Genomic DNA, 20,202 nt, shown 5'->3' with positions numbered 1-20,202 from the left:
TCCTAACAAAAAATCAACTGCAAATACGAAGCCTTCCCAAATGAACTTCACCAGTACCCCTAAAACCCCCTCCGCGTTCACCCGTGGCGGCAGCCACCTCAAGCCACTCGCCTTCTTTATTGCCGTCGCCATCAGTGGCGGTGCCGTGGCCGCAGACAGCAAGCCGCTGGAGCTGGATGCCACCCAGATCGAAGACAGCGCGCTGCTTTCCGCTGACGATACCGGCCAGATCGGCTACACGGTCGAGAGCACCCGCAGCTCCACCGGCCTGAACCTGACCCCACGGCAGACGCCGCAGTCGGTCACCACCATCACCCGCCAGCAGATGGAAGACCGCGGCATCCACACCATCGAGCAGGCGCTGGAAACCACGCCGGGCGTAACCGCCAACAAGTCGGAAGTGGGCGGGCGTACCGACTACCGTGCCCGTGGTTACTCCATCAGCAACTGGAAGGTCGATGGCCTGCAGACCCAGGGCGGTTCGGACTTCAGCGGCAGCGGCAACGCGCTGAACATGGACCTGTACGAGCGCATCGATATCGTGCGTGGTGCCAACGGCCTGCTGGGCGGAACCGGCGACCCTTCGGCCACCGTCAACCTGATCCGCAAGGCGCCGACCAAGACCTTTGGCGGCAGCGCGTACGCCACCTACGGCAGCTGGGACAAACGCCGCCTGGGCGCCGACCTGAACCTGCCGCTGTCCGAAGACGGCCGCCTGCGTTCGCGCTTCGTGATGACCCAGCAGGACGCCAACTCGTTCCGCGACAACCAGTCCGAGCGCTCCCGCGCCGCCCTGGCCAACTTCGAGTTCGACCTGGACGACGCCACCACCCTGGGCGCCGGCTACCAGTACGAGTACAACAAGGTGGTCGGCGGCGGCTGGGGTGCGAACATCCCGCTGTGGTACCGCGACGGCAGCAAGACCGACCTGCCACGCAGCACCAACGTGGTGCCGAGCTGGAGCTTTGGCGAGTACACCACCCGCACCGCATTCGGCTCGCTGGAGCACCGCTTCGACAACGACTGGACCCTGGACCTGAAAGCCTCACAGGCCACCACCGAAGCCCTCAACCACCGCGGCCTGGCCAAGGTCAACTCGGCCGGGCGCGGCAGCTATGGCGGTTACTGGGACCAGGATGGCAGCGGCGCCGTGCTCAACGGCCTGCACAGCTCCAGCGACACCACCCAGCAGTCGGCGCAGATCGACCTGTCCGGCCCGTTCCAGCTGTTCGGCCGCACCCACCAGGCCATGGTCGGCTACAACGACAGCCGCACCGTGGGCTGGTCGCCGCAATACACCTGCACCATGGTTGGCGACGGCATGGCCAGCGCACCGGCACTGGGTTGCCAGTTCCGCGCCAACAACGGCTTCCCGGTGACCAACTGGCACAATGGCGTGGATGACGACTACGACATCATCGCCTCGCGTACCGGCCTGCACAGCAAGACCACCACCCGCCTGCAAGGCATGTACGCCGCCACCCGCCTGAGCATTACCGACCCGTTGTCGGTGATTGTGGGCGTGCGCACCAGCAATTACTCGTCGGTTACCCGCAGCGTGGCCGGTGAGCGCAGCAGCCAGGAAGAGAACGGCATCGTCACCCCGTACCTGGGCGCGGTGTACGACCTCGACGACAACTACTCGCTGTACGCCAGCTACACCGATATCTTCACCCCGCAAACGTCGGAGACGGTGAGCGGCAGCAAGGTCGAACCGATTCGTGGGCAAAGCTACGAGACAGGTATCAAGGGCGAGTGGTTCGATGGCCGCCTGAATGCGTCGGCGGCGTACTTCCGCACCAAGCAGGAAAACAAGGCCGTGCTGGACGGCGACCTGACCACGCCAACCGGTGCCAGCGCCTACAAGGCAGGCTCCGGCGTGGAGACCGACGGTATCGACCTGGAAGTGGCAGGCGCGCTGACCCCCAACTGGAACGTGTATGCCGGCTACACCTACCTGCACTTCCGTCGCGTTGACAGCGACGGCCGCAGCGACCCGTCGCACCTGTTCAAGGCTTCGACCACCTACCGCCTCAGCGGCCCGCTCGACCGTCTGACCGTGGGTGCCGGCGTGACAGCACAGACCAACATCCGGGCCATTTCCAGCCCGGCCGGCCAGCCCACCAATGGCGTGAGCAACGGTGCGACCGACGTGAACTGGTCCGGTTATGCCATCTGGAATGCCATGGCCAAGTACCAGGTGACCGATGACACTGCCGTCACCCTCAATGCCAACAACCTGTTCGACAAGCACTACTACACCCAGTACGGGTTCTATGCCGGGGGCATCTATGGCGACCCGCGCAACCTGTCGCTGACGGTGAGCACTGCGTTCTGACCGGACGCGGTCAGGTGTAGGAGCGGCCTTGCGTCGCGATGGGCCGCGCAGCGGCCCCAGTATCTCGGCGCGCATGCAGATAATGCCGGGGTCGCTCAAGCCCTGCGCTGTCTCTGTGGGAGCGGGCGCGTCGATGCGTCGAACCGCCGCGAACACCGGCAAAGCCGGTGCCATCCACCGCATCGCCTGTTTCGCGGGCATGCCCGCTCCCACAGGGACTGCGCTGGCTTTGGGTTAACACAGTATCTGTGGGAGCGGCTTTAGCCGCGAAGAGGTCCGCACAAGCAGCACAAGACAGTTGCTCCCACAAGGGGCCGCTCAAAGCGGCCCCTTTCAGTTGGGTTCAGCCACTTGGGTGTATCGCCTGAAGGCCAAGCTACTGACGACTAGAATGTGCCTCTCAACGTCAGCATGTAATTGCGCGGGTCACCATAGAAATTGCCGTTCGCCGCGCTGGAAACCGTCTGGTAGTACTTCTTGTCGAACAGGTTGTTGGCGTTCAGCGACACGGTCCAGTGGTCGTCCACGCGGTACTTCAGCAGCGCATTCCACACCGCGTAGCCACTTTGCTTGTAGTCGAACGGGATTTTCTGCTGCACAACGTTGCCATTGCCATCCACCCGCACTGTTTCACCGCTCACATACGTGGCGCTTTGCATATCAGCGCCACCGCCCACGGTCCAGTCCGAGAACTCCCCTGGTAACTGGTAAGTCGTCCATACCTTGAACTGATGCTTGGGCGTGATCGTGTTCAGCCCCTTGTTGGTGTTCTCGTTCTTGTTGTAGTTGTACACATAGCTGGTCATCAGATTCCAGCCTTCAAGGATTTCGCCCGTGGCCTCAAGTTCGATACCCTTGCTGATCACCTCACCCTGGTTCAACCAGCAGCAGCTGCCCCCATACAGTGTGTCTTTGGACTCGTAGGTGGTGTCCCGTATCGCGCCGTTCTTGCGCTTGGTGTAGAAAACGGCAAGGCTGGTATTCAGGCGGCCATCGAGCAGTTCACCCTTGATGCCCAATTCAGAGGTGTGACCCACCAGCGGCTCCAGCACCTGGTTACTGTTTTCCGGCCCGAACAGGTAGCTTTGCTGGGGCTTGAAGATCTTCGAATAGCTGCCATACAGCGACCATTGCTGATCGAGGTCGTAGATTGCGCCAAAGTAAGGCACGAAGCGCGTAGGTTCACGCATGTCGATGTTGCTTTGCACCACCCCGGCGTTGGTATAGATCTGCTGGAAGTGGTAACGGGCCGCCCGGCCACCCAGTATGACTTTCAGCGGGTCGGTCACTTGCAGGGTCAGGCGCCCGTACATCCCGTACTGCTCCTGCGTGTTGGGGCTGTAGTCACGCGGGGTCTCCAGCGAAATCGTGGTGGGCTTCCAGTACCCCGGGTCGTAGATGTCGATGGGCACGCCGGTGCCGGTGAACGCCCCCGCACCCTGCCAGCGGCTGGTGACACGCTGGTAGTCGCTACCCACCACAAACTGATGCTCGCGGCCAAAGGCATCGAAACTGCCGGACAAGTTGCTGTCGATCAGATCCTGGCTGGTTGAGTAAACGTTATAGCTGGCACGCCACACAGGCCCGGTCATGGTCACCGGGTTGACGGCATTACCCGACACTGCGGCCAGTGCCTTGCCCGCATCGCGCGTATTGGTGTACGAGACGTTCAGCTTCCAGTCGTTGTCGAAGTAATGGTCGACCTTGGTAAAGATCTCCTGAGAGATATTGTCCATGTACGACCAGTTCTGCCCAAAGTTGGTATGCCGTGGCAGCCCGATATCAGCACCATTGCTATAACGCGGCAGGCCCAGCGACGAGTTGGAGTGAGTGCTCTCGTACATGCCGCCCAGGGTGAAGATGGTCTGCGGCCCCAGGTCGACCTCAAACACTCCGTAGATCGTAGGCTTTTGTGTGGCCAGCCTGTCCGTGAAGTACTGGCGGTCGGTGTAGGCCGTCACCACGCGCCCGCGTACGTTGCCGCTTTCGGTCAATGGGCCGGTCACGTCGATTTGCGAGCGATAATTGTCCCAGGAGCCGGCGGCGGCCTCGAACTTCAACTGAAAGTCTGACAGCGGGCGCTTGCGCACCAGGTTGATTACACCGCCCGGGTCGCCCACACCGCCAAACAACGCCCCCGAACCACGCAGTACTTCAACGTGGTCGAATTCGATCAGGTTGTATAGCCGGCGCGAGTAGAAGCTGGTGGCCACCGACGACAAGGCCATTGGCGCAGCGCCGTCGATCTGGATGCTGTCGATATTGAAACCACGCGAGTAGAACTCGTAGGTGTCACTGGTGGTTTTCTGCACCGTCACCCCAGGCGCCATTTTCAGCGCATCCTGCAGACTGTTGACGGCGCGGTCCTCGATCAGCTGGCTGGACAGCACCGACACCGACTGTGGTGTGTTGCGCAGGCTGGTCGGGCTCTTGGAGCCCACGCTGACCGCGCCGGTGGTGTACGAGCCACTGTTCTCGGTCATCTCGCCCATGCCCTGGCCGCTGACCAGCGTGCTGCCCAGTTCCATCACCGCGCCCCCGGTAACGGCGACCGGGTCCAGGGACCAGTTCCCATTGGCCGCCTGGGTGGCGCCCAGGCCAGATCCCAGCAGAAGCAGGCCAAGGCCCTGCTCGATGGTGTAGTCGCCGCTCAGGGCCGCCGCATGCTTGCCGCGTACCAACGCCGGGTCATATGAGAAATTGATGTTGGCCGTTTGGGCAAATGCGTTGAGCGACTGTTCCAACGCGCCAGCAGGCAGGTCGTAATGGCGAACGTCAGCCTGGGCGGCATGTGCCGTACCCACTGGCAGCGCCACACTTGCCGCGCTGGCGAGCAGCACGCCACGCAGCGCCAGGGCAAGGCGGGTTTTGGCAACCGGGCGGGGAGGAAACGCGGATGGCATGTGAATCGAGCTCCATTCGTTTGGCAGGGGTCTTTTCCCTGTTAGCCGAAGTGCTCCGAAAAACCCGCACCCTGAAGCGCCCTTTTTTTGCAAAAACAGCTCAAACTGCTACCACGCGACGCCACAGCCGGGTGACGCGCTGGATTCTTACCGGCATCGACTCTTCGAGTGCATCCAGCGCCCGGTCGATGTCAGCAAGCTGGAATACACCGGAAACCTTCAACCCGGCAACCTCAGGCGCACAGGCCAGCCAGCCACGCTGGTAGCGGGCCAGCTCGCTGACCAGTGCCTGCATCGACATGCTGCGGGCTACCAGCTGACCCCGCGTCCAGGCGCTGGCATCCATCTCGCCCATTGGCAGCTTCACGCAGCCTTCGGCGCTGATCGAATACTGCTCACCGGCCTCGACCAATTGCTGCTGCATGTGTTGGTGAATAGCAACCTGGCTGTGTTCGACCGCAAGCCTGGTAGTGGACTCATCCTGGCGCACCGCGAAAGCGGTACCCAGCGCCTGCAACCGGGCTTGGGCGGTATGCACCCAGAAACTGCGCTTGCCGCCGGGCACGCTATCGTCGGGCCCGGTGTCGATGAATATCTCGCCCTGCAAAAGCTTGATCAGCCGCTGGTGCTCGCTGAACACCACATCCACTGCCGTTCTGGTATTGAGCTGCAACCGTGTGCCGTCGGCGAGTATCAGCGTTCGCCGCTCACCCGGGGCCGTGCTGTAGTCTGCCGCCCAACGCTGAACACCCTCCCGGCTTTGCCAGCCCGTCGCGCCAATGATCAGGCCGGTACCCACCACCTGAAGCAGCCGCCTGCGGCCCAACTGCCGATGCTGCATGCGCTCCAACGTATCGTGGGCGACACCACCGGGTACGCCCGACAGGCCGGCGAGGTTGCTGAGCGTCGATTCATTGCGCTGCAGCGCCTGCCAGGCCGCCTCATGCAACGGATGCAGCTGGCGCCAGTGCAGGCAGCCCTGCATCGCCTGCGCGTCGGCGTAGCCGGAATGCAGGCGCACCATCCACGTGATCGCCTGGTCGAGTACCTCTTCTGGCAAGTCGGGGCGGGCTGCGCTGGTCATAAGGTGGCGAAGTAGCAGTGGCGGATGGCCTTGGCCATGTAGCTTTCCACCGACCTCAGGCTGACCCCCAGTTGCAGGGCGATTTCCTTGTAGCCCAGGCCATCCAGCCGCGAAAGTAGAAAGGCCTTGCGCACCTTGGGCGGCAAGCCGTCGAGCAGGGCGTCTACCTGGGCCAGGGTTTCCAGCAGGATCATCTGTGCTTCGGGCGAGGGCACCAAGGCTTCAGGCAAATGCGCGATTGCGTCAAGGTAGGCCCTTTCCACTCGGTCGCGGCGGGCACGGTCTATTACCAGGGCTCGGGCGATGGTGCTTAGCCATGCGCGTGGCTGGTTCACGTCTTTCAGGCGCTCGGGTTTGCCGAGCACGTTGACGAAGGTGTCCTGGGCCAGGTCTGCGGCATTGTCACCCTGGCGCAAGCGCTTGCGCAGCCAGTCGACGAGCCAGGCATGGTGCTCGGTGTAGAGGGACTGGATATCTGTTTGCACGGAAGGCGGAGCGGGTGGTGAGGACACTGCGGGCCTTGGGTTCAGATAGGAATGCGGATGAGAATTTGTCGCATCTTAGCTGGGGGTGGTTGGGGATGACAAGGTGTTGCGAGAGGGCGCGCGGTCAGCGCTTATCGAACTTCATCTCACGCATTGATTTAGCGATTGACCCTACGAGAGCGCAGCGGGCAAATCAAACCAAGTCTAAGTTGATGGCTGAGAGATGAGGGCTAGCCGCAAGTGCCGGTCAAATTTGGATCGTCGTGTGAGTTCTCGCAGTCGGGTGCCCGGTCTGACGGTATGGCAGGCATCATCCGGTATTTGAAATGGGCGCATGTACGGCGTGAGGCGGAAGAAGCTGACTGCCTCAAGAAAGCAGTGGGTCTTGGCTTCATCTTGGAGGCTCAGGCCCCGTTGTTTTAGCAGTAAAAGCTGCGCAGGGATATCGATCGCTGGCTTGCAAAACGGGCTCATACCAATCTGGCAGCCATAAAAAACCCGCTCAATTTGTGCATAGCTGCAGAAGCAGCCATAGGCATGGCGGGTGTATTGCGCAAGCGCTCAAGTGATCCAATCAGGCATTCGCAACGGTTACGGTGCGGCTGAGAGGGATCTTGAAGGTGGATAGGGTGGTCCTCGATGGACCTGACGACAAGGTGTCGGGTTTCGATGATGAGGGTGGGAAAATTCTGTTTTATGGCCAATGTGGCTAGTGATGTGGCAGGTGAGGGGCGCAAAGTGGGCCGATCAGCGGAAACAAAAAAGGCCCACCTTCGGTGAGCCTTTTGAGTACAGCGTATGGCGGCACCAGACGAACGGTATCTTGCTATGAAGGCAGGATATTCGCGGGGCTGGAATTTGGTGGATTTTTTGGCGTACCTCAAAGGGTAGCCATAAATAAATCAGCTATTTATGGCTATTGGTGGAATCGTATTGGGGGGCAGCGGCACGTCTTTGATGCTGAGCCTTATGAGGGAAAAGCGCTGAATAGTCCGCCTAATTGGTGGCTTTTCAGAGAGCTCGCAGGGAAAGGTTCGTAACATCTATCTTCGCTGAAACCGCTTACGAACGGCAGCTTCCGGCCCAGAACGGTCGCAGCTCTCCGCATAGACACGAAGTCAGACGAGATAAGCTCTCACAAGTTCATGCGGACGGCTCGTGTCACACCGATGTCTCATACCTTTGGATACCCAAAAGGTCATGGTGCGCAGCAGATGGGCGTCTGCAGCTCGCCTTGGCCCACCAACGATTAGTACATCTTCCCATTGCGGTACATAACGAAATTTGAAGGTTTCCTGGCATCGCCGCCGTATGCTTGAGCACCGCTAGTGAGCTTAACTCTGTATCGTCCGCAGTCGTGTCATCGTATGATGGCAACGCGCTATGATCCGAAGAAAAATATCACTAGAATCCCACTACTGTTCAGGTATGGAACCCGGAGATTCTATGGATTTTGACTTCAAGACGTTTTCTACACGCTCCTTTGAGCGTTTTTCGCAATCAATGGCGCTGTATACACTTGGCAACGGTGTGATGGTTTTCGGCGACGGTCCTGATGGCGGTCGAGAAGCCTCCTACGATGGTACCTTAAACTACCCGTCAGGTGGGGAGAATTGGACGGGTTACACAGTCATGCAGGCGAAGTTTCTTCAAGTCCCTGGGAGCCCCCATGAAGATGCTGATTGGTTAGTGACCCAACTCAGAGCGGAGCTTCTGAAATTCGCAAAACCTGGTTCTAAGTTAAGAAAACCTGATTATTATATATTGGTTAGTAACGCACGATTGTCGCCAATGCCCGAAAGCGAACGGGCCAAAGGTGGGATTGCGAAGATTGATGAAGTTTTCGCTGAGTTCAAGGATGCATTGCAGTTAAAAGATTATCGAATTTGGCATTTAGACCAACTCTGCACAATGCTTATGAACGCTGACTCAATCCGGCGTTCTTATGCAGCTTGGTTGTCGACCAGCGACGTAATAGCCGACCTGTTAGCCGAAGTAAACTCCAGAACTGCTGCAATTAAAGATGGGATGTATAGGTACTTAGCCAGAGAGCTCCGCTCGCATCAACCTATTCGGTTGCAACAGGCGGGCCACTCAGGCAACGCGCAGACGATGATTGAGGATGTTTTTGTAGACCTTCCGTTTCGGACGGATAGGCAAAACCGACTAGACGATCCCAAAAAACTCTTACTAGCGACTCTCTTAGATCGATCCCGAGACTGCTTGGACGGTGCTAGTGTTACCGCACAGCAGGATCAAGTATACGGAAGGCCGGAGCGTATACTTATCTTGGGTGGTCCAGGCCAAGGTAAATCAACGCTTTCCCAGTTTTTAGCCCAAATTTTTCGAGCCAATATACTAAAGTCTAATAACTCTGGAAAAAATCCAGCTGAAATAAGCACAATAATAAATAAAACATTAAAATATGCTGAAGAAGTCGAGCTTTCAACCGAGATCCCCAGGCGATTCCCAATCCGAATCGACCTGCCGATATTTGCAGACTGGCTGTCTAAACGAGAGTCAAACCAATCTGCATCGCTATTAGATCATATTGCGGGGCATGTTTCACACATAGCAAATACGGAAATTAGCGCTGAAAATCTCAGGAAATGGCTAACTGATCACCCCACGGTAATCATACTTGACGGCCTTGACGAGGTTCCATCTAGTGCTAATCGAGGAACCGTTTTACGTGCGGTAAATGAATTTTGGGACGAGGCAAGCCAAGCGGATCTACTCATGGTAGTTACTACTCGCCCGCAAGGTTATAATGATGACTTAGATCCAGTGCTTTACTCCAAGCTGGAACTTATCCCGCTAATTCCAGAACAAGCCATAGCTTATGCAAAAAAGTTGGCTGGAGCGTTGCTCGTCGATACTATTCAGCGGGAGCGAGTGCTTGAGAGGATAACTGAGGCGGCCGATAGCAAAACAACTGCAAGACTATTGGTGAGCCCTCTGCAAGTTGCGATTTTGTTGTCGCTTATAGACCAAAGGGGAGACGCTCCAACAGATCGCTGGAGTTTATTTGATAAATATTTTGGAGTCATGCTCCAGCGTGAACAAGGTAAGCTGGGGCGCGTCGGCGAGGTAATGCGGCACTGGAGCCGTCAGATATCAGCCATTCATTACCGGGCTGGATTCCTCTTACATGTTGAGGCTGAAACGCTTGGTCACTCTGAACCTCAACTAACATCCAGCGATTTAGAAGCTCTAGTAAAGGGCCAACTTGAGGATGAAGGATATGAAGGGGCTGAGCTCAGCGAGAGTATCCAATCTCTCATTGAGGTGTCTACCGAGCGGATGGTTCTGCTTGTCCAAAACACTGAAGATAGATTTACTTTTGAAGTTAGATCTCTCCAAGAGTTTATGGCGGCCGCCTATGTAATGTCCGGGCGAGAATCAACCGTCCAAAAACGGTTGAAGACGATAGCAAATAAAACGCACTGGTTACATGTTTTTCAAATTGCAGCAAGCAAATGTTTTGCTGAGAATGACTCTGTGCAGTATAGAGATACAATCGTAACGATTTGTCGAGATATCAACGAAAACGGCGACGAAATAGACAGGCTGCTAAAGACAGGCTCCAATCTTGCATTATCACTATTGGACGATGGGATTGCTTATGACCAGCCAAAATACAGAAGAATGCTATTAGCCGCTGCTTTCGAAATATTACATGCAGGTCCGATCACACTGCCAGACACCCTCTCGGATCACTGTGATCGCGAGCCGTCTAGAACGATGGAGCTTCTCCGGAACTATATCGGAAACGTGGTCACTGACACCGTAGACGCAGCATGGAAACTTCTATTTTACTGCTACGTAACTGAGCAAAAATGGACAGATGAGTTTATCGAAGAAGTATGGTCGGACGAACCAGCGCACCTAGCCAAGCTTCTTTTAATTCCAGTACCATTGCCGTCCAACTCCAAGCTTTTAGAGAGGCTTCGTGAGAAGCTTGCAGAAACGCCCTATCAACTTATAAAGGTCACATATGAAGCAAAGCTGCGAGAGAGCATCGTAAGGCAGCAGTCAATATTTAGCAATTACCCGTGCTTGCGTATATTTAATAATCATAAAAACAGAAGAAAACCAATAAAATTCACAATCAATGGGCGCGAATCACGATATCAATTGAACTATCGACCATTGGAAATAACTAACCACATAAAGTCCATTTACGAGAATGTACCAGACACCACTCAATGGGCTCACCTGCAAGCCCTGAGAGCATTTCATGAATGCCCAAGTTCCGACGCTTTAGCAGACCTCCTGCAGATGATCGACACTTACAACTGGGAAGAAGTATTTTTAAGCCTTATCAATGCACTGCCATGGCCACTGAGTACGGCGATCTACATCGCATCAATAGAAAAAAACTACCTGAAAATCTCTGCTGAAGCCAGAGCTGGCGGCTTCGGTGACATCAAGGACTGGCAACAGGCAGAGGAAAGATGGTCTAGCAAAGGTGTAGATACGTGTGACTTAGAATTATCAGGTTTCGGAAAGTTTTTTGATCAGTCGGTCGCCACGATCGGCTGGCCATTAGCGCAATTAGTTTTAAATGGGGAGTATGAAAATCCATCATTCCTATCTGAACTTATTGGCGCCGCGCAGTCCGCAAAAGGCGGCCCCAAGAGCCAGTTGACAGATTATGTAGAAATAGCCATTGATAGCGAGCGTAATGATCTTGAGCTTTCTCTGGATACCGTGTATTTGTTGTTCAGCAAGCAGTATCCTGAACTACCAGGCCAAAAGTGGATCAATCCGAGAGTTCTTGCCCAGCTAAATGCTGAAAGCCTAGAAAACGTTAATTTCCTAGAGTTTTTGGAAGCTATATGCAAAGAAGGGTGGGTATGGATACCAACACACAGCATAGAGCCAAAACAGACATACGACTTCCTAATAAAGAAGTCCGCCAAGTATCCAAGCCTAGTAGTAGCGCTTATAAATCTATTGGCTGGAGACAAGTCGTCGCAACGGTTTGAGGCTGATGAAAAGTTTAGAGAATTATCTCTTGCTTCTGACGACCCTTTTGTGAACGAGTGCTTAGGTATAGCTAATTTTGTGTACGGTGTTGGGCATGTTGACCAAATTGCAACGGCTCTCAATAAAGCCACTGTGGTTGATCATTACTTGCCTAGTTGGTTGCTTAAAACTTACTTAGAGGATGAGAGGCTAAAACCTGACCGCAGTTTGCAAGTGATGGAAATGATTGCAGGGAAAATGAACTGCAATCCTAAAATCCCAAGGGTTTTCTTCATCTCTGAAATCAAAAAAATCTCTAGGATTCGTAAAGCCGACTTGCACTTGCCAGAGTGCTGGATCGACCTGGAGTTTTGTGAGGCCCTTCAGAAACTTAGTAGCACTCGGAGAGCTAAAGTTGCAAAGTTGGCAGCGGCATGAAATAAAATAATGTGATATATTAAAAGGAGTGCTAATTCACACTCGCCCGCTGAGTCTATGATGCAAAGACTTAGCGGGAAACCCTCTTAAATTTCCAGCGCCTAGGTTGAATGGTTTGTAAAACCTTGATTGGTAGTTTCGCCATTTTCACTAGTGCGGCGTAATCCAAAACTTGCTGGTAAAAGTCGCTCCTGTTTATTAGAAACAGAAGCTCCTTAGTTTTTGGCCTGAACTAAGAAGAGTTATGCGTCTTCTGAGCGGGGCCACCTCACGAATGCCTGCCACTCATCACAGTGCGCGTGACTGTGCCGAAGTAGCCGCCGCAGAACATGTCTTTCAGCGCCTGATGCCTTGCGTAGCTCAATTGCCTGCCGTAGCTGAATTGCGGCCATCCCGCCTACCTACCAATGCCATTCCGATCACATCATTGCCTGTTCTCCGATCCTCGCCCCACGTCATCCCACCAAGAATGCTGAGTGTTATCAGGGATCAAGGCCCCTGCGACCTGTGGGGAATGTCCACTACGCGGGACTGGCGGCTCCTTACCACCGGGAGCAAGGGCATCTCATGATCTGACCTCCTGACCTCCTGACCTCCTGACCTCCTGAGCACCGATACCGGTGGGCGGGTGGAGGTTGCATTGGCTGACGAGACCAGTGCCTGAAGATCCTGAGTCGGGTGAGCGCAGCGGTGCGATGACCGGGGCATGCCTGACTGTCAGTCAGGTGCAGTCCATTCCCTGGTCTGCGGCACCATCATCTGCAGCGCTGTTGCTGATGACATCGGCGTTTGTCACGCCGATTGTCACGAGTGAAATTGCCGCAAAGCCAAATGCGATGAGGGCTGCAGCAGTGCTAGAAGCGCCCGTCTCTTTCCAGGAGAAAGAGACGGGCGCAGGTTGGTGCAACAATCGGCCAAGCGGATAGGTTGCTGCAGGGCAGCGAAGCAGGAAGTCTCGACTGGCGCACGAGCGCGATGATCTGAAGTAGGCATCCATCACCGGGGAGGTGACCGGGCGAGCTGCCGGACGCGAATCGCCATTTTGGGGGGGGGGGGAGAACCACCACATGAGCGGCGTGACCTTGAAGGCTCGAGTCACCTGGGTGCTGTCCAAGACAGCGTTTGCACCCTCGGTTCTACTCCTGTGGATAAAATTGCTCAACGTCAGATTTTACGGGGCTTATGGGCTTGTGTATGAAATTATCCACCGGTGGAAATCAGTGGTATCCAAAGGATTCGTGTCGGCTTTTAGATTTACCAAGCGAGGTCCATCCAAACAGGGCGGCTTTGCAGCCCTGTTTGGATGGACCCGAATTAAAGAGCGGCCAGTGGCGATCTGGAAGGTTTACCGACGATTGAATGCGTCACGCCCACTCGGCAAGGGGGTGATGTTGTCGCCCGCTGGGTGGGCGAACTCATGTGGAGTGACATGCCCCGATCTGTTGGCATCGATGTAATTACTCCACCACGCCATGATCAGCCGACGCTGTTCCAGAAATTCGGCCTTATGGATATAGGCGGCGCGCACGCGATTGCGTTCCTTGTGGCTCATCTGCCGCTCAATCGCCGCGTCCGTCCACAGCCCTGACTCCAGCAAGGCGCTACAGGCCATGGTCCTGAATCCACGCCCGCATACCTCCTTGGATGTGTCGTAGCCAACGTTGCGCAGCACTTGGTTAACCGTGTTCTCTGACATCGGCTTCCAGTACTTGTGGTCGCCGGGCAACACCAGTTCGGAGAAGCGACCCTGCGCCGCGCAACCGTTCAAGGATCGCGATGACTTGGGGAGAGAGCGGCACTATCTGTATGTCACCGCTCATCTTTGTCCCACGAGTGGAATTGCGGACGCCGTCGATTGACTTACGGGTGTCCGGGATCTCCCACATTGCCCTTTGCAGGTCGAACTCATCCCAGCGCGCAAAACGCAGTTCGCTGGAGCGCACGAACACGTGCAGCGTCAGCAGTACAGCTAGCTTGGTTAGCTCACGGCCGTTGTAGTTGTCGATCCGGTTCAGTAGTTCGGGGAGGCGGTTGAGTGATAGGGCAGGGCGGTGCACTGTACGCGGAGCATGAATCGACCCTGCCAGATCGAGCGCCGGATTCTGGCTGATATGCCGCGCCCGCTTCGCGCCCCGCATGATCGTGGAGAGATAATTTTGCACGCGCAGGGCAACGTCCATGGTGCCGCGCTCTTTGATACGCAGAGTGATCTCAAGCAGGTCATGGGTATCAAGCTCAGCAATGGGACGTTGACCTATCAAAGGGAAGACGTGGGTGCGCAACCGGCTCATGACGGTCTTGGCGTGTCCCTCTGTCCAGTGCCGGGACATTTCGGCGTGCCACTCCAGGGCGACGGTTTCGAAAAGCAGGGAAGCTCGTTGAGCCGCTACCTTCGCTTTCTTCTTCTCTTCCATAGGGTCGAGGTTGTCGATCAACAGGGCCTTGGCTTCATCGCGCTTGGTCCTCGCGACGGCCAGCGAGATGATGGGGTAGTTGCCGATGATCAGCGTGCCGTCTTTGCCGCTGGGCTTGAAGTAGCGCAATCGCCACGTTTTCACGCCATTGGGTTTCACGAAGAGGACATGCCGCCACCGTCGAACAGCTTGTAGGCGCGTTCGCGAGGTTTTGCCGTGCGGCATTTGAGGTCGCTGAGAGGAACGGCTAGACGTGGCATAAGGGTACGTTCTCCATGCAGGCAAGACGCGGTACCCTAAAAATACCCCCGGGGATGGGGTATTTTGTTGGATCCCGACGGAGGGTCCTGGAACGAAAAAACCCGCCAAAGGGCGGGTTTTAGGGGGCTTCCAAGGCATTCGGTGGAACGCGATGGAGCTGGATATGGTGCCGGCACCAGGAATCGAACCCGGGACCTACTGATTACAAGTCAGTTGCTCTACCATCTGAGCTATACCGGCAATGGGGCGTCATTATAACGATCGTTTGGCGCCTGTAAACCACTTCCTTGCAAAAGATCGCAAATGACCTAAGTCACCGACCTAAAAGGAGAATTTTCCTACCAGCCACGGTGGATTGTGGTGACGCTTGGCTCGCTTTTACCTGGGTTGAAGAACAGCTTGTCGTTGTCGCAGCCGCGCTTGCGGCACGGGGTTTCGGTGCGCAGGGGCAGGCCGTTGTCGCCGCCCAGTTGCATGCCGGGGTGGTTCCAGCCCAGGTTGCTGTTGGGGTGGGGCGAGGTGCCGCTGGCGCAGCCGGTCAGGGCCAGGGCGAAGGTCAGCAGGGCGAGGGGCTTGGCTTGGGTCACGATGGTCAGGTCCGTTGGTCCATTGTCGGTTCTGGCGCAACGCCAGAAGGCCGCGGGGCTGGCGGGCAGCGCGCGACGTCACTTTTTAATGATTTGGGGGAGGGATGATACACGGTTGCGGGGGTGGGGGATTAGCCTTGTGTTGCTTGATAGGGCCTCTTCGCGGGCACGCCCGCTCCCACAACGACCGCACAGTCTCCGGGTTTGTGGCAATTCTGTGGGAGCGGGCGTGCCCGCGAAAGGGCCATCAGCTGTACGAAAATCCTGAATCAGGGGCACTGAGGCTTCAGGATTGGAGGCTTCGGAACTATCCTACGCGCCCCGCCGAAGTATCGCTGTTGTCGGGGAAGTGGCTCACGGATACCGTTATTTGGTCGCTCAGGTGACCGGGTGTGAGAACCCTTCTTCGAACAAGCGCTACCACTCAATGGTGGTCGTACGCGGGCAGGCTTCGGCCTGGCCGGGCTTACTTGTTCACTCGGTTTCTCACCCTGCGTACGGCTGCCACCCTAAATCCGTGAGAAAGATTTCTGGCAGTCCCCTTCCTCAGAACAAGGTTTTGCCATGAATAAAGATATTCCCAAGCCAATCACCACCGCAGGCGTAGAAACCTTCCTCGCCGCCGGCAACCCATCCCTCAATCTGCTGCGCGTCGAGCCCGGCGTCCCGGTCGATGCTGCCTACGAACATGTCTCGATCCTGATGGGCTATATCAAGCACCTGGTACGCGAGGGGGATATGGAAGATGACCATAAATTCCTGGGCGCGGCTGACTACCTGTGCGACATGGCCAAGGCGCTGATGAACGATATTGAGATCGCCAAGAACAAGGCGCACTGACGCGGTCCGTGTAGGAGCGGCCTTGTGTCGCGATCGGGCCGCGCAGCGGCCCCCGGTTTTGGCGATTTGGCAGAGATTGCCGGGGCTGCTTTGCAGCCCTTTCGCGACGCAAGGCCGCTCCTACAGTCGAGCGCGTTTGCAGGGGTTGCGCCAACCACAAGAAATGTTTATGCACAAGTGGCATTGACAGCTTGCGCGAAAGGCATGCCGGATTGCTGCGCCGCTGGTCTTTGCGCAAACGCCTGTTTTTACTGGGCTTGACGTGAAGGCAGGAATAAGAGCAGGGCTTGAAATAGCGTTGGGATCCAACAGGTAATCACAAGCTTGTTCACAGAGTTATCCACAGGTTGTGCTGCGGCTAACGGTCGCGTTCGGCGAGGATGAGCAGGTTGCGCGGGGTCAGCGGGTAGTCGCAAAACAGGCCCAGGCACACGTCGTAGCCTTGTTCTTCGAGGAACAAGGCGCGATCCAGTACCAGCCACAATTCTAAAGGCCGGCGGAACAGGTTGCGCACGCGTTCCAGATTGCGCACTTCGGCCAGGCGTTGCCAACCACCTGCCTCCAGGGCTGCCCAATCCGGCTTGCCGTTCAGTGGCAGCTCCTTCAGTTCGGCCAAGTCGCGGCAGTACTGCTCGAAGGGCTTTTCCAGCCAGGCTACCGGCAGCGATGGCGTTGGCAAGTATTCGCCGCTCTGGCGCTGCTGGCGTTGCAGCAGGTCGAAGCCCAGGCGCCGTGCCATTGAGGTATCACGCTGGCGTCGTACGCGGGCACCGGCTGTGACGGTTTCACTGAGGGGCAGGCCCAGGTCGTCCAGCGACAGTTTCAGGCTGGAAGTCTGCGCAGCTGTGGATAACGCCTGGTATTGCTGCACCGCGATGCGGTTGTAGCAGCAGGGGGCTACGGCCAGTTGCCGGCAACCTTGCTGGCTGGCCAGCTGCATCAGGCGTACATGCAGATCGCCACAGGCATGCAGCGCAACCACGCTTTTCTCACCAGCCAGGTGGCGGGCGCTGTCGCTGGCCATCACATCCTGATGTACGTGCTGCGCTGGCAAGCCATGGTGAGCGCTCAGCGCCTGGCCAGCGGCGACCAGCTCGGCGTCGTACTCCAGGCAGGTCAGTTGCTGGCCGGGTTGCAGCAGGCGGCGGCCGAGGTGGCCTTTGCCGGAGCACCAGTCCAGCCAGTGATGGGGCGCGGCGCGGAAGGCCAGGTGGCTGGCGAAGGCTTCGATCTGCTGCCATTTGCGGCCGGGCACGGCGACGTCCAGGCGGTGGGCGGCGGGGGGCAGGTCGGTTGCCGGGAGGTTGCCCAGGGCGGATAGCAGATCGGCTTGCCGGGCCAGTTGTGGAAACGGGGCAGGCAACAAATCAGCAGCGTCGGGGTTTTCTGCATCTGCCAGGGAGGCTTGGCGTAAGTGGGCGGCGAGCTCTGGGTGTGTGGTTTCCCAGCCCAGTTGCAGGGTGGTGAAGGGGCGGGGTTTCCACAGCTGTTGGTGCTCGATCAGGAACTGGTCGAGGGCCTGGAAGCGGGTGCTTAGCTGGTGGCTGTGGAGATGGCTGGGCATGAGAAGGATGTGTGTCGGGTTTGAGGGCCTCTTCGCGGGTGAACCCGCTCCCACAGGATTAGCACAGGTTTCAAGGCCTGTGATGTACCTGTGGGAGCGGGTTTGCCCGCGAAATGGACAGTAAGGTCTCAGCGACCCTGGCAGGCATCCACACGCAACCAGCGCTCCAGCAGCTTGAAGCCCTGCACCAGCAGGAACGAGATCACCAGGTAGAACACGCCTGCAGCAAAGAAGATCTCCACCGGCAGGTAGGTACGGGCGATGATGGTACGGGCCATGCCGGTCAGTTCCAGCAGGGTCACGGTACTGGCCAGGGCGCTGGCCTTGAGCATCAGGATCACTTCGTTGCTGTACGCCGGCAGACCGATACGGGCAGCGCGCGGCAGCATGATGTAGAACAGTGCCTTGCCCCGCGACATGCCCAGCGCACGTGCCGCTTCGATCTCACCTTTGGGGATCGATTGCAGCGCACCGCGCAAAATTTCGGCGATGTAGGCGGCGGTGTGCAGGGTCATGGTCAGCACGGTGCACCAGAACGGATCGCGCAGGTACGGCCACAGCGAGCTGGAACGCACGGCATCGAACTGCGCCAGGCCGTAGTACACCAGGAACAGCTGCACCAGCAGAGGCGTGCCGCGGAAGAAGAAAATGTAGCTGAACGGCACCGCGCGCACGTACCAGTGGCGCGAGGAGCGGGCGATGCCCAGCGGGATGGCCAGGATCAAACCGGCAACCACCGCAATGGCCACCAGCTCCAGGGTCAGCACTGCGCCCTCGGCCAGGCGTGGCAGCCATTTGAAGATGACTTCCCAATTCATTATTCGGCCCTCGCAAAGCCGCGAGCGGCGCGTTTTTCCATGAAGTGCATGCCGGTCATGGCGATGACGGTCAGGCTCAGGTAGATGCAGGCCGCCACCATGTAGAAGGTGAACGGTTCTTTGGTCACGGTCACGCCGATTTGCGCGTGGCGCATGATTTCTTCCAGGCCGATTACCGACACCAGCGCGGTGTCTTTCATCAGGATCATGAACAGGTTGCCAAGGCCGGGCAGGGCGATGCGCCACATCTGCGGCAAAATGATCCGCGACAGGATGCGGCCCTTGGACAGGCCCAGTGCCAGGCCGGCCTCACGGTGGCCCTTGGGGATTGCCAGGATGGCGCCACGGAACACTTCGGTGGCGTAGGCGCCAAAGCACAGGCCAAGGGCGATCACGCCCGCCGCGAAGGCGCTCAGTTCCAGGCCCGGCATGTTCAGGGCTTCGCCGAGGGCGTTCATCAACCCGACGGTGCCGAAATAGATAAGCAGAACCCACAGCAGTTCGGGCACGCCGCGAACCAGGGTTGAGTAGAAGCCGCCAAGCCATTGCAGCGGCTTGATCGGGGAGGTCTTGGCCAGGGCGCCGAGCAGGCCCAGCACCAGCCCCAGCAGCAAGGCGCATAGCGCCAGTTTTACGGTCATCAGGGTGCCGGCCATCATGGCCGGACCGAATCCGTGCAGGTCGATATTCATGGGCAGGTCATTCTAGGGACTGGCGCGCCACGGGGGCGCGCCGGTCAGGGCGGGTCATTCGATGCTGAACGGGAAGTACTTGTCGTTGATCTTCTTGTACGTGCCGTCGGCTTTGATTTCTGCCAGGGCTTTGTTCAGGTCGTCGCGCAGCTTGGTATCACCTTTGCGCACGGCAATGCCGATCTTGTCGCTGTCCATCACCGGCTCGCCCTTGAACTCGAAGTTCGAGCCGTCTTTGCTCTTCAGCCACTCGTACTGCACGTACTTGTCGGCCAGGATGCCGTCGATGCGGCCGGACACCAGGTCGAGGTAGGCGTTTTCCTGGGTGTCGTACAGCTTGATGTCGACGCCCGGGAAGTTGTCTTCAAGGTAGGTGCCGGCCAGGGTGGCGCGCTGGGTGCCGATAACCTTGCCCTTCAACGAGTCTTTGTCGGTCTTGAAGTCGACGTTTTTCGGCGCAATGAACTGCAGCTTGTTGGAGTAGTACGGCTCGGTGAAGTCCACGGCCTGCTTGCGCTCGTCGGTGATCGACAACGACGACACCAGGAAGTCGAACTTCTTGGCGTTCAGGGCCGGGATGATGCCGTCCCAGTCGGAGGTAACAACCGAGCACTCGACTTTCATCTTGGCGCACAGGGCGTCGCCGATGTCTTTGTCGAAGCCGACCACGTTACCGCTGGCATCCTTGTTGTTGAACGGTGGGTAGGCGGCTTCGATGCCCATGCGCAGTTTTTCTGCGGCCATGGCGTTTGCCGACATCACCAGCGTGGCAGCAGCTGCCAGGAGAAACTTCTTGTAAGTGTGCAT

General features: G+C 57.4%; 12 protein-coding genes, 1 tRNA gene and 2 pseudogenes. 3 read left to right on the top strand and 12 right to left on the bottom strand.

Features of this window, described 5'->3' with window-relative positions:
- Positions 1 to 40: 40 nt before the first annotated feature.
- A complete protein-coding gene (locus tag ACQKPZ_RS08730; RefSeq protein ID WP_427536962.1) occupies positions 41 to 2,338 on the top strand; it encodes a TonB-dependent siderophore receptor in 2,298 nt (765 codons plus the stop codon).
- A gap of 386 nt (positions 2,339 to 2,724) precedes the next feature.
- Here the strand turns inward: ACQKPZ_RS08730 and ACQKPZ_RS08725 are convergent, their stop codons facing one another.
- The 3 genes from ACQKPZ_RS08725 to ACQKPZ_RS08715 form a co-directional block, all read right to left on the bottom strand.
- Entirely contained in the window at positions 2,725 to 5,241 is a 2,517-nt protein-coding gene (locus ACQKPZ_RS08725) for a TonB-dependent siderophore receptor (RefSeq protein WP_427536960.1), read from the bottom strand.
- Positions 5,242 to 5,341: 100 nt separating this feature from the next.
- Positions 5,342 to 6,325 (bottom strand): FecR domain-containing protein, encoded by a 984-nt coding sequence (locus ACQKPZ_RS08720; protein WP_427536958.1) that lies wholly within the window; start codon positions 6,323 to 6,325, stop codon positions 5,342 to 5,344.
- On the bottom strand, positions 6,322 to 6,837 hold the full coding sequence (locus tag ACQKPZ_RS08715; RefSeq protein ID WP_427536956.1) for a sigma-70 family RNA polymerase sigma factor: 516 nt from the start codon (positions 6,835 to 6,837) through the stop codon (positions 6,322 to 6,324). Before ACQKPZ_RS08715 ends, ACQKPZ_RS08720 begins: the two co-directional genes overlap by 4 nt.
- Before the next feature lie 1,419 nt (positions 6,838 to 8,256).
- Here ACQKPZ_RS08715 and ACQKPZ_RS08710 point away from each other — a divergent pair.
- Positions 8,257 to 12,219, top strand: a complete 3,963-nt coding sequence (locus tag ACQKPZ_RS08710) for an NACHT domain-containing protein (RefSeq protein WP_427536954.1) — start codon at positions 8,257 to 8,259, stop codon at positions 12,217 to 12,219.
- Between the two features lie 248 nt (positions 12,220 to 12,467).
- Here ACQKPZ_RS08710 and ACQKPZ_RS08705 read toward each other — a convergent pair.
- From ACQKPZ_RS08705 to ACQKPZ_RS08685, 5 genes and pseudogenes are all read right to left on the bottom strand, one after another.
- Positions 12,468 to 12,633 (bottom strand): annotated as a pseudogene (locus ACQKPZ_RS08705) (integrase domain-containing protein); the annotation flags it as partial.
- 307 nt (positions 12,634 to 12,940) lie between these two features.
- A complete protein-coding gene (locus tag ACQKPZ_RS08700) occupies positions 12,941 to 13,333 on the bottom strand; it encodes a hypothetical protein (RefSeq protein ID WP_427536952.1) in 393 nt (130 codons plus the stop codon).
- Positions 13,334 to 13,564: 231 nt separating this feature from the next.
- Positions 13,565 to 14,893 (bottom strand): annotated as a pseudogene (locus tag ACQKPZ_RS08695) (tyrosine-type recombinase/integrase).
- 165 nt (positions 14,894 to 15,058) lie between these two features.
- Positions 15,059 to 15,134, bottom strand: a tRNA-Thr gene (locus ACQKPZ_RS08690).
- Positions 15,135 to 15,232: 98 nt separating this feature from the next.
- Positions 15,233 to 15,481, bottom strand: a complete 249-nt coding sequence (locus ACQKPZ_RS08685; protein WP_391128374.1) for a hypothetical protein — start codon at positions 15,479 to 15,481, stop codon at positions 15,233 to 15,235.
- 564 nt (positions 15,482 to 16,045) lie between these two features.
- On the opposite strand from ACQKPZ_RS08685, the gene ACQKPZ_RS08680 reads away from it, so the two are divergent.
- The gene (locus ACQKPZ_RS08680; protein ID WP_427536950.1) at positions 16,046 to 16,321 is read left to right on the top strand and encodes a DUF3077 domain-containing protein; all 276 of its coding nucleotides are present in this window, start codon (positions 16,046 to 16,048) and stop codon (positions 16,319 to 16,321) included.
- A 358-nt stretch (positions 16,322 to 16,679) separates the two neighbouring features.
- On the opposite strand, the gene ACQKPZ_RS08675 is transcribed toward ACQKPZ_RS08680, so the two are convergent.
- The 4 genes from ACQKPZ_RS08675 to ACQKPZ_RS08660 form a co-directional block, all read right to left on the bottom strand.
- On the bottom strand, positions 16,680 to 17,885 hold the full coding sequence (locus ACQKPZ_RS08675) for a methyltransferase (RefSeq protein ID WP_427536948.1): 1,206 nt from the start codon (positions 17,883 to 17,885) through the stop codon (positions 16,680 to 16,682).
- Positions 17,886 to 18,013: 128 nt separating this feature from the next.
- Positions 18,014 to 18,703: an ABC transporter permease gene (locus ACQKPZ_RS08670; RefSeq protein WP_016497592.1), complete on the bottom strand. Its 690-nt coding sequence runs from the start codon at positions 18,701 to 18,703 to the stop codon at positions 18,014 to 18,016.
- Entirely contained in the window at positions 18,703 to 19,395 is a 693-nt protein-coding gene (locus tag ACQKPZ_RS08665) for an ABC transporter permease (protein WP_105947365.1), read from the bottom strand. The genes ACQKPZ_RS08670 and ACQKPZ_RS08665 overlap by 1 nt, the downstream gene beginning before the upstream one ends.
- Before the next feature lie 54 nt (positions 19,396 to 19,449).
- A complete protein-coding gene (locus ACQKPZ_RS08660) occupies positions 19,450 to 20,202 on the bottom strand; it encodes an ABC transporter substrate-binding protein (protein WP_427536946.1) in 753 nt (250 codons plus the stop codon).

The sequence above is a fragment of the Pseudomonas sp. NPDC089547 genome, from assembly GCF_050280665.1.
Taxonomy (GTDB): Bacteria; Pseudomonadota; Gammaproteobacteria; order Pseudomonadales; family Pseudomonadaceae; genus Aquipseudomonas.
Note: the sequence above shows the minus strand (reverse complement) of the source record. Positions and strands in the feature narration are given on the sequence as shown.

What these genes read in the sequence shown, in the direction of transcription:
- ACQKPZ_RS08730 (WP_427536962.1), top strand. Translation starts at nt 41, where the DNA reads ATGAACTTCACCAGTACCCCTAAAACCCCCTCCGCGTTCACCCGTGGC.
- ACQKPZ_RS08725 (WP_427536960.1), bottom strand. Translation starts at nt 5,241, where the DNA reads ATGCCATCCGCGTTTCCTCCCCGCCCGGTTGCCAAAACCCGCCTTGCC.
- ACQKPZ_RS08720 (WP_427536958.1), bottom strand. Translation starts at nt 6,325, where the DNA reads ATGACCAGCGCAGCCCGCCCCGACTTGCCAGAAGAGGTACTCGACCAG.
- ACQKPZ_RS08710 (WP_427536954.1), top strand. Translation starts at nt 8,257, where the DNA reads ATGGATTTTGACTTCAAGACGTTTTCTACACGCTCCTTTGAGCGTTTT.
- ACQKPZ_RS08680 (WP_427536950.1), top strand. Translation starts at nt 16,046, where the DNA reads ATGAATAAAGATATTCCCAAGCCAATCACCACCGCAGGCGTAGAAACC.
- ACQKPZ_RS08675 (WP_427536948.1), bottom strand. Translation starts at nt 17,885, where the DNA reads ATGCCCAGCCATCTCCACAGCCACCAGCTAAGCACCCGCTTCCAGGCC.
- ACQKPZ_RS08670 (WP_016497592.1), bottom strand. Translation starts at nt 18,703, where the DNA reads ATGAATTGGGAAGTCATCTTCAAATGGCTGCCACGCCTGGCCGAGGGC.
- ACQKPZ_RS08665 (WP_105947365.1), bottom strand. Translation starts at nt 19,395, where the DNA reads ATGAATATCGACCTGCACGGATTCGGTCCGGCCATGATGGCCGGCACC.
- ACQKPZ_RS08660 (WP_427536946.1), bottom strand. Translation starts at nt 20,202, where the DNA reads ATGCACACTTACAAGAAGTTTCTCCTGGCAGCTGCTGCCACGCTGGTG.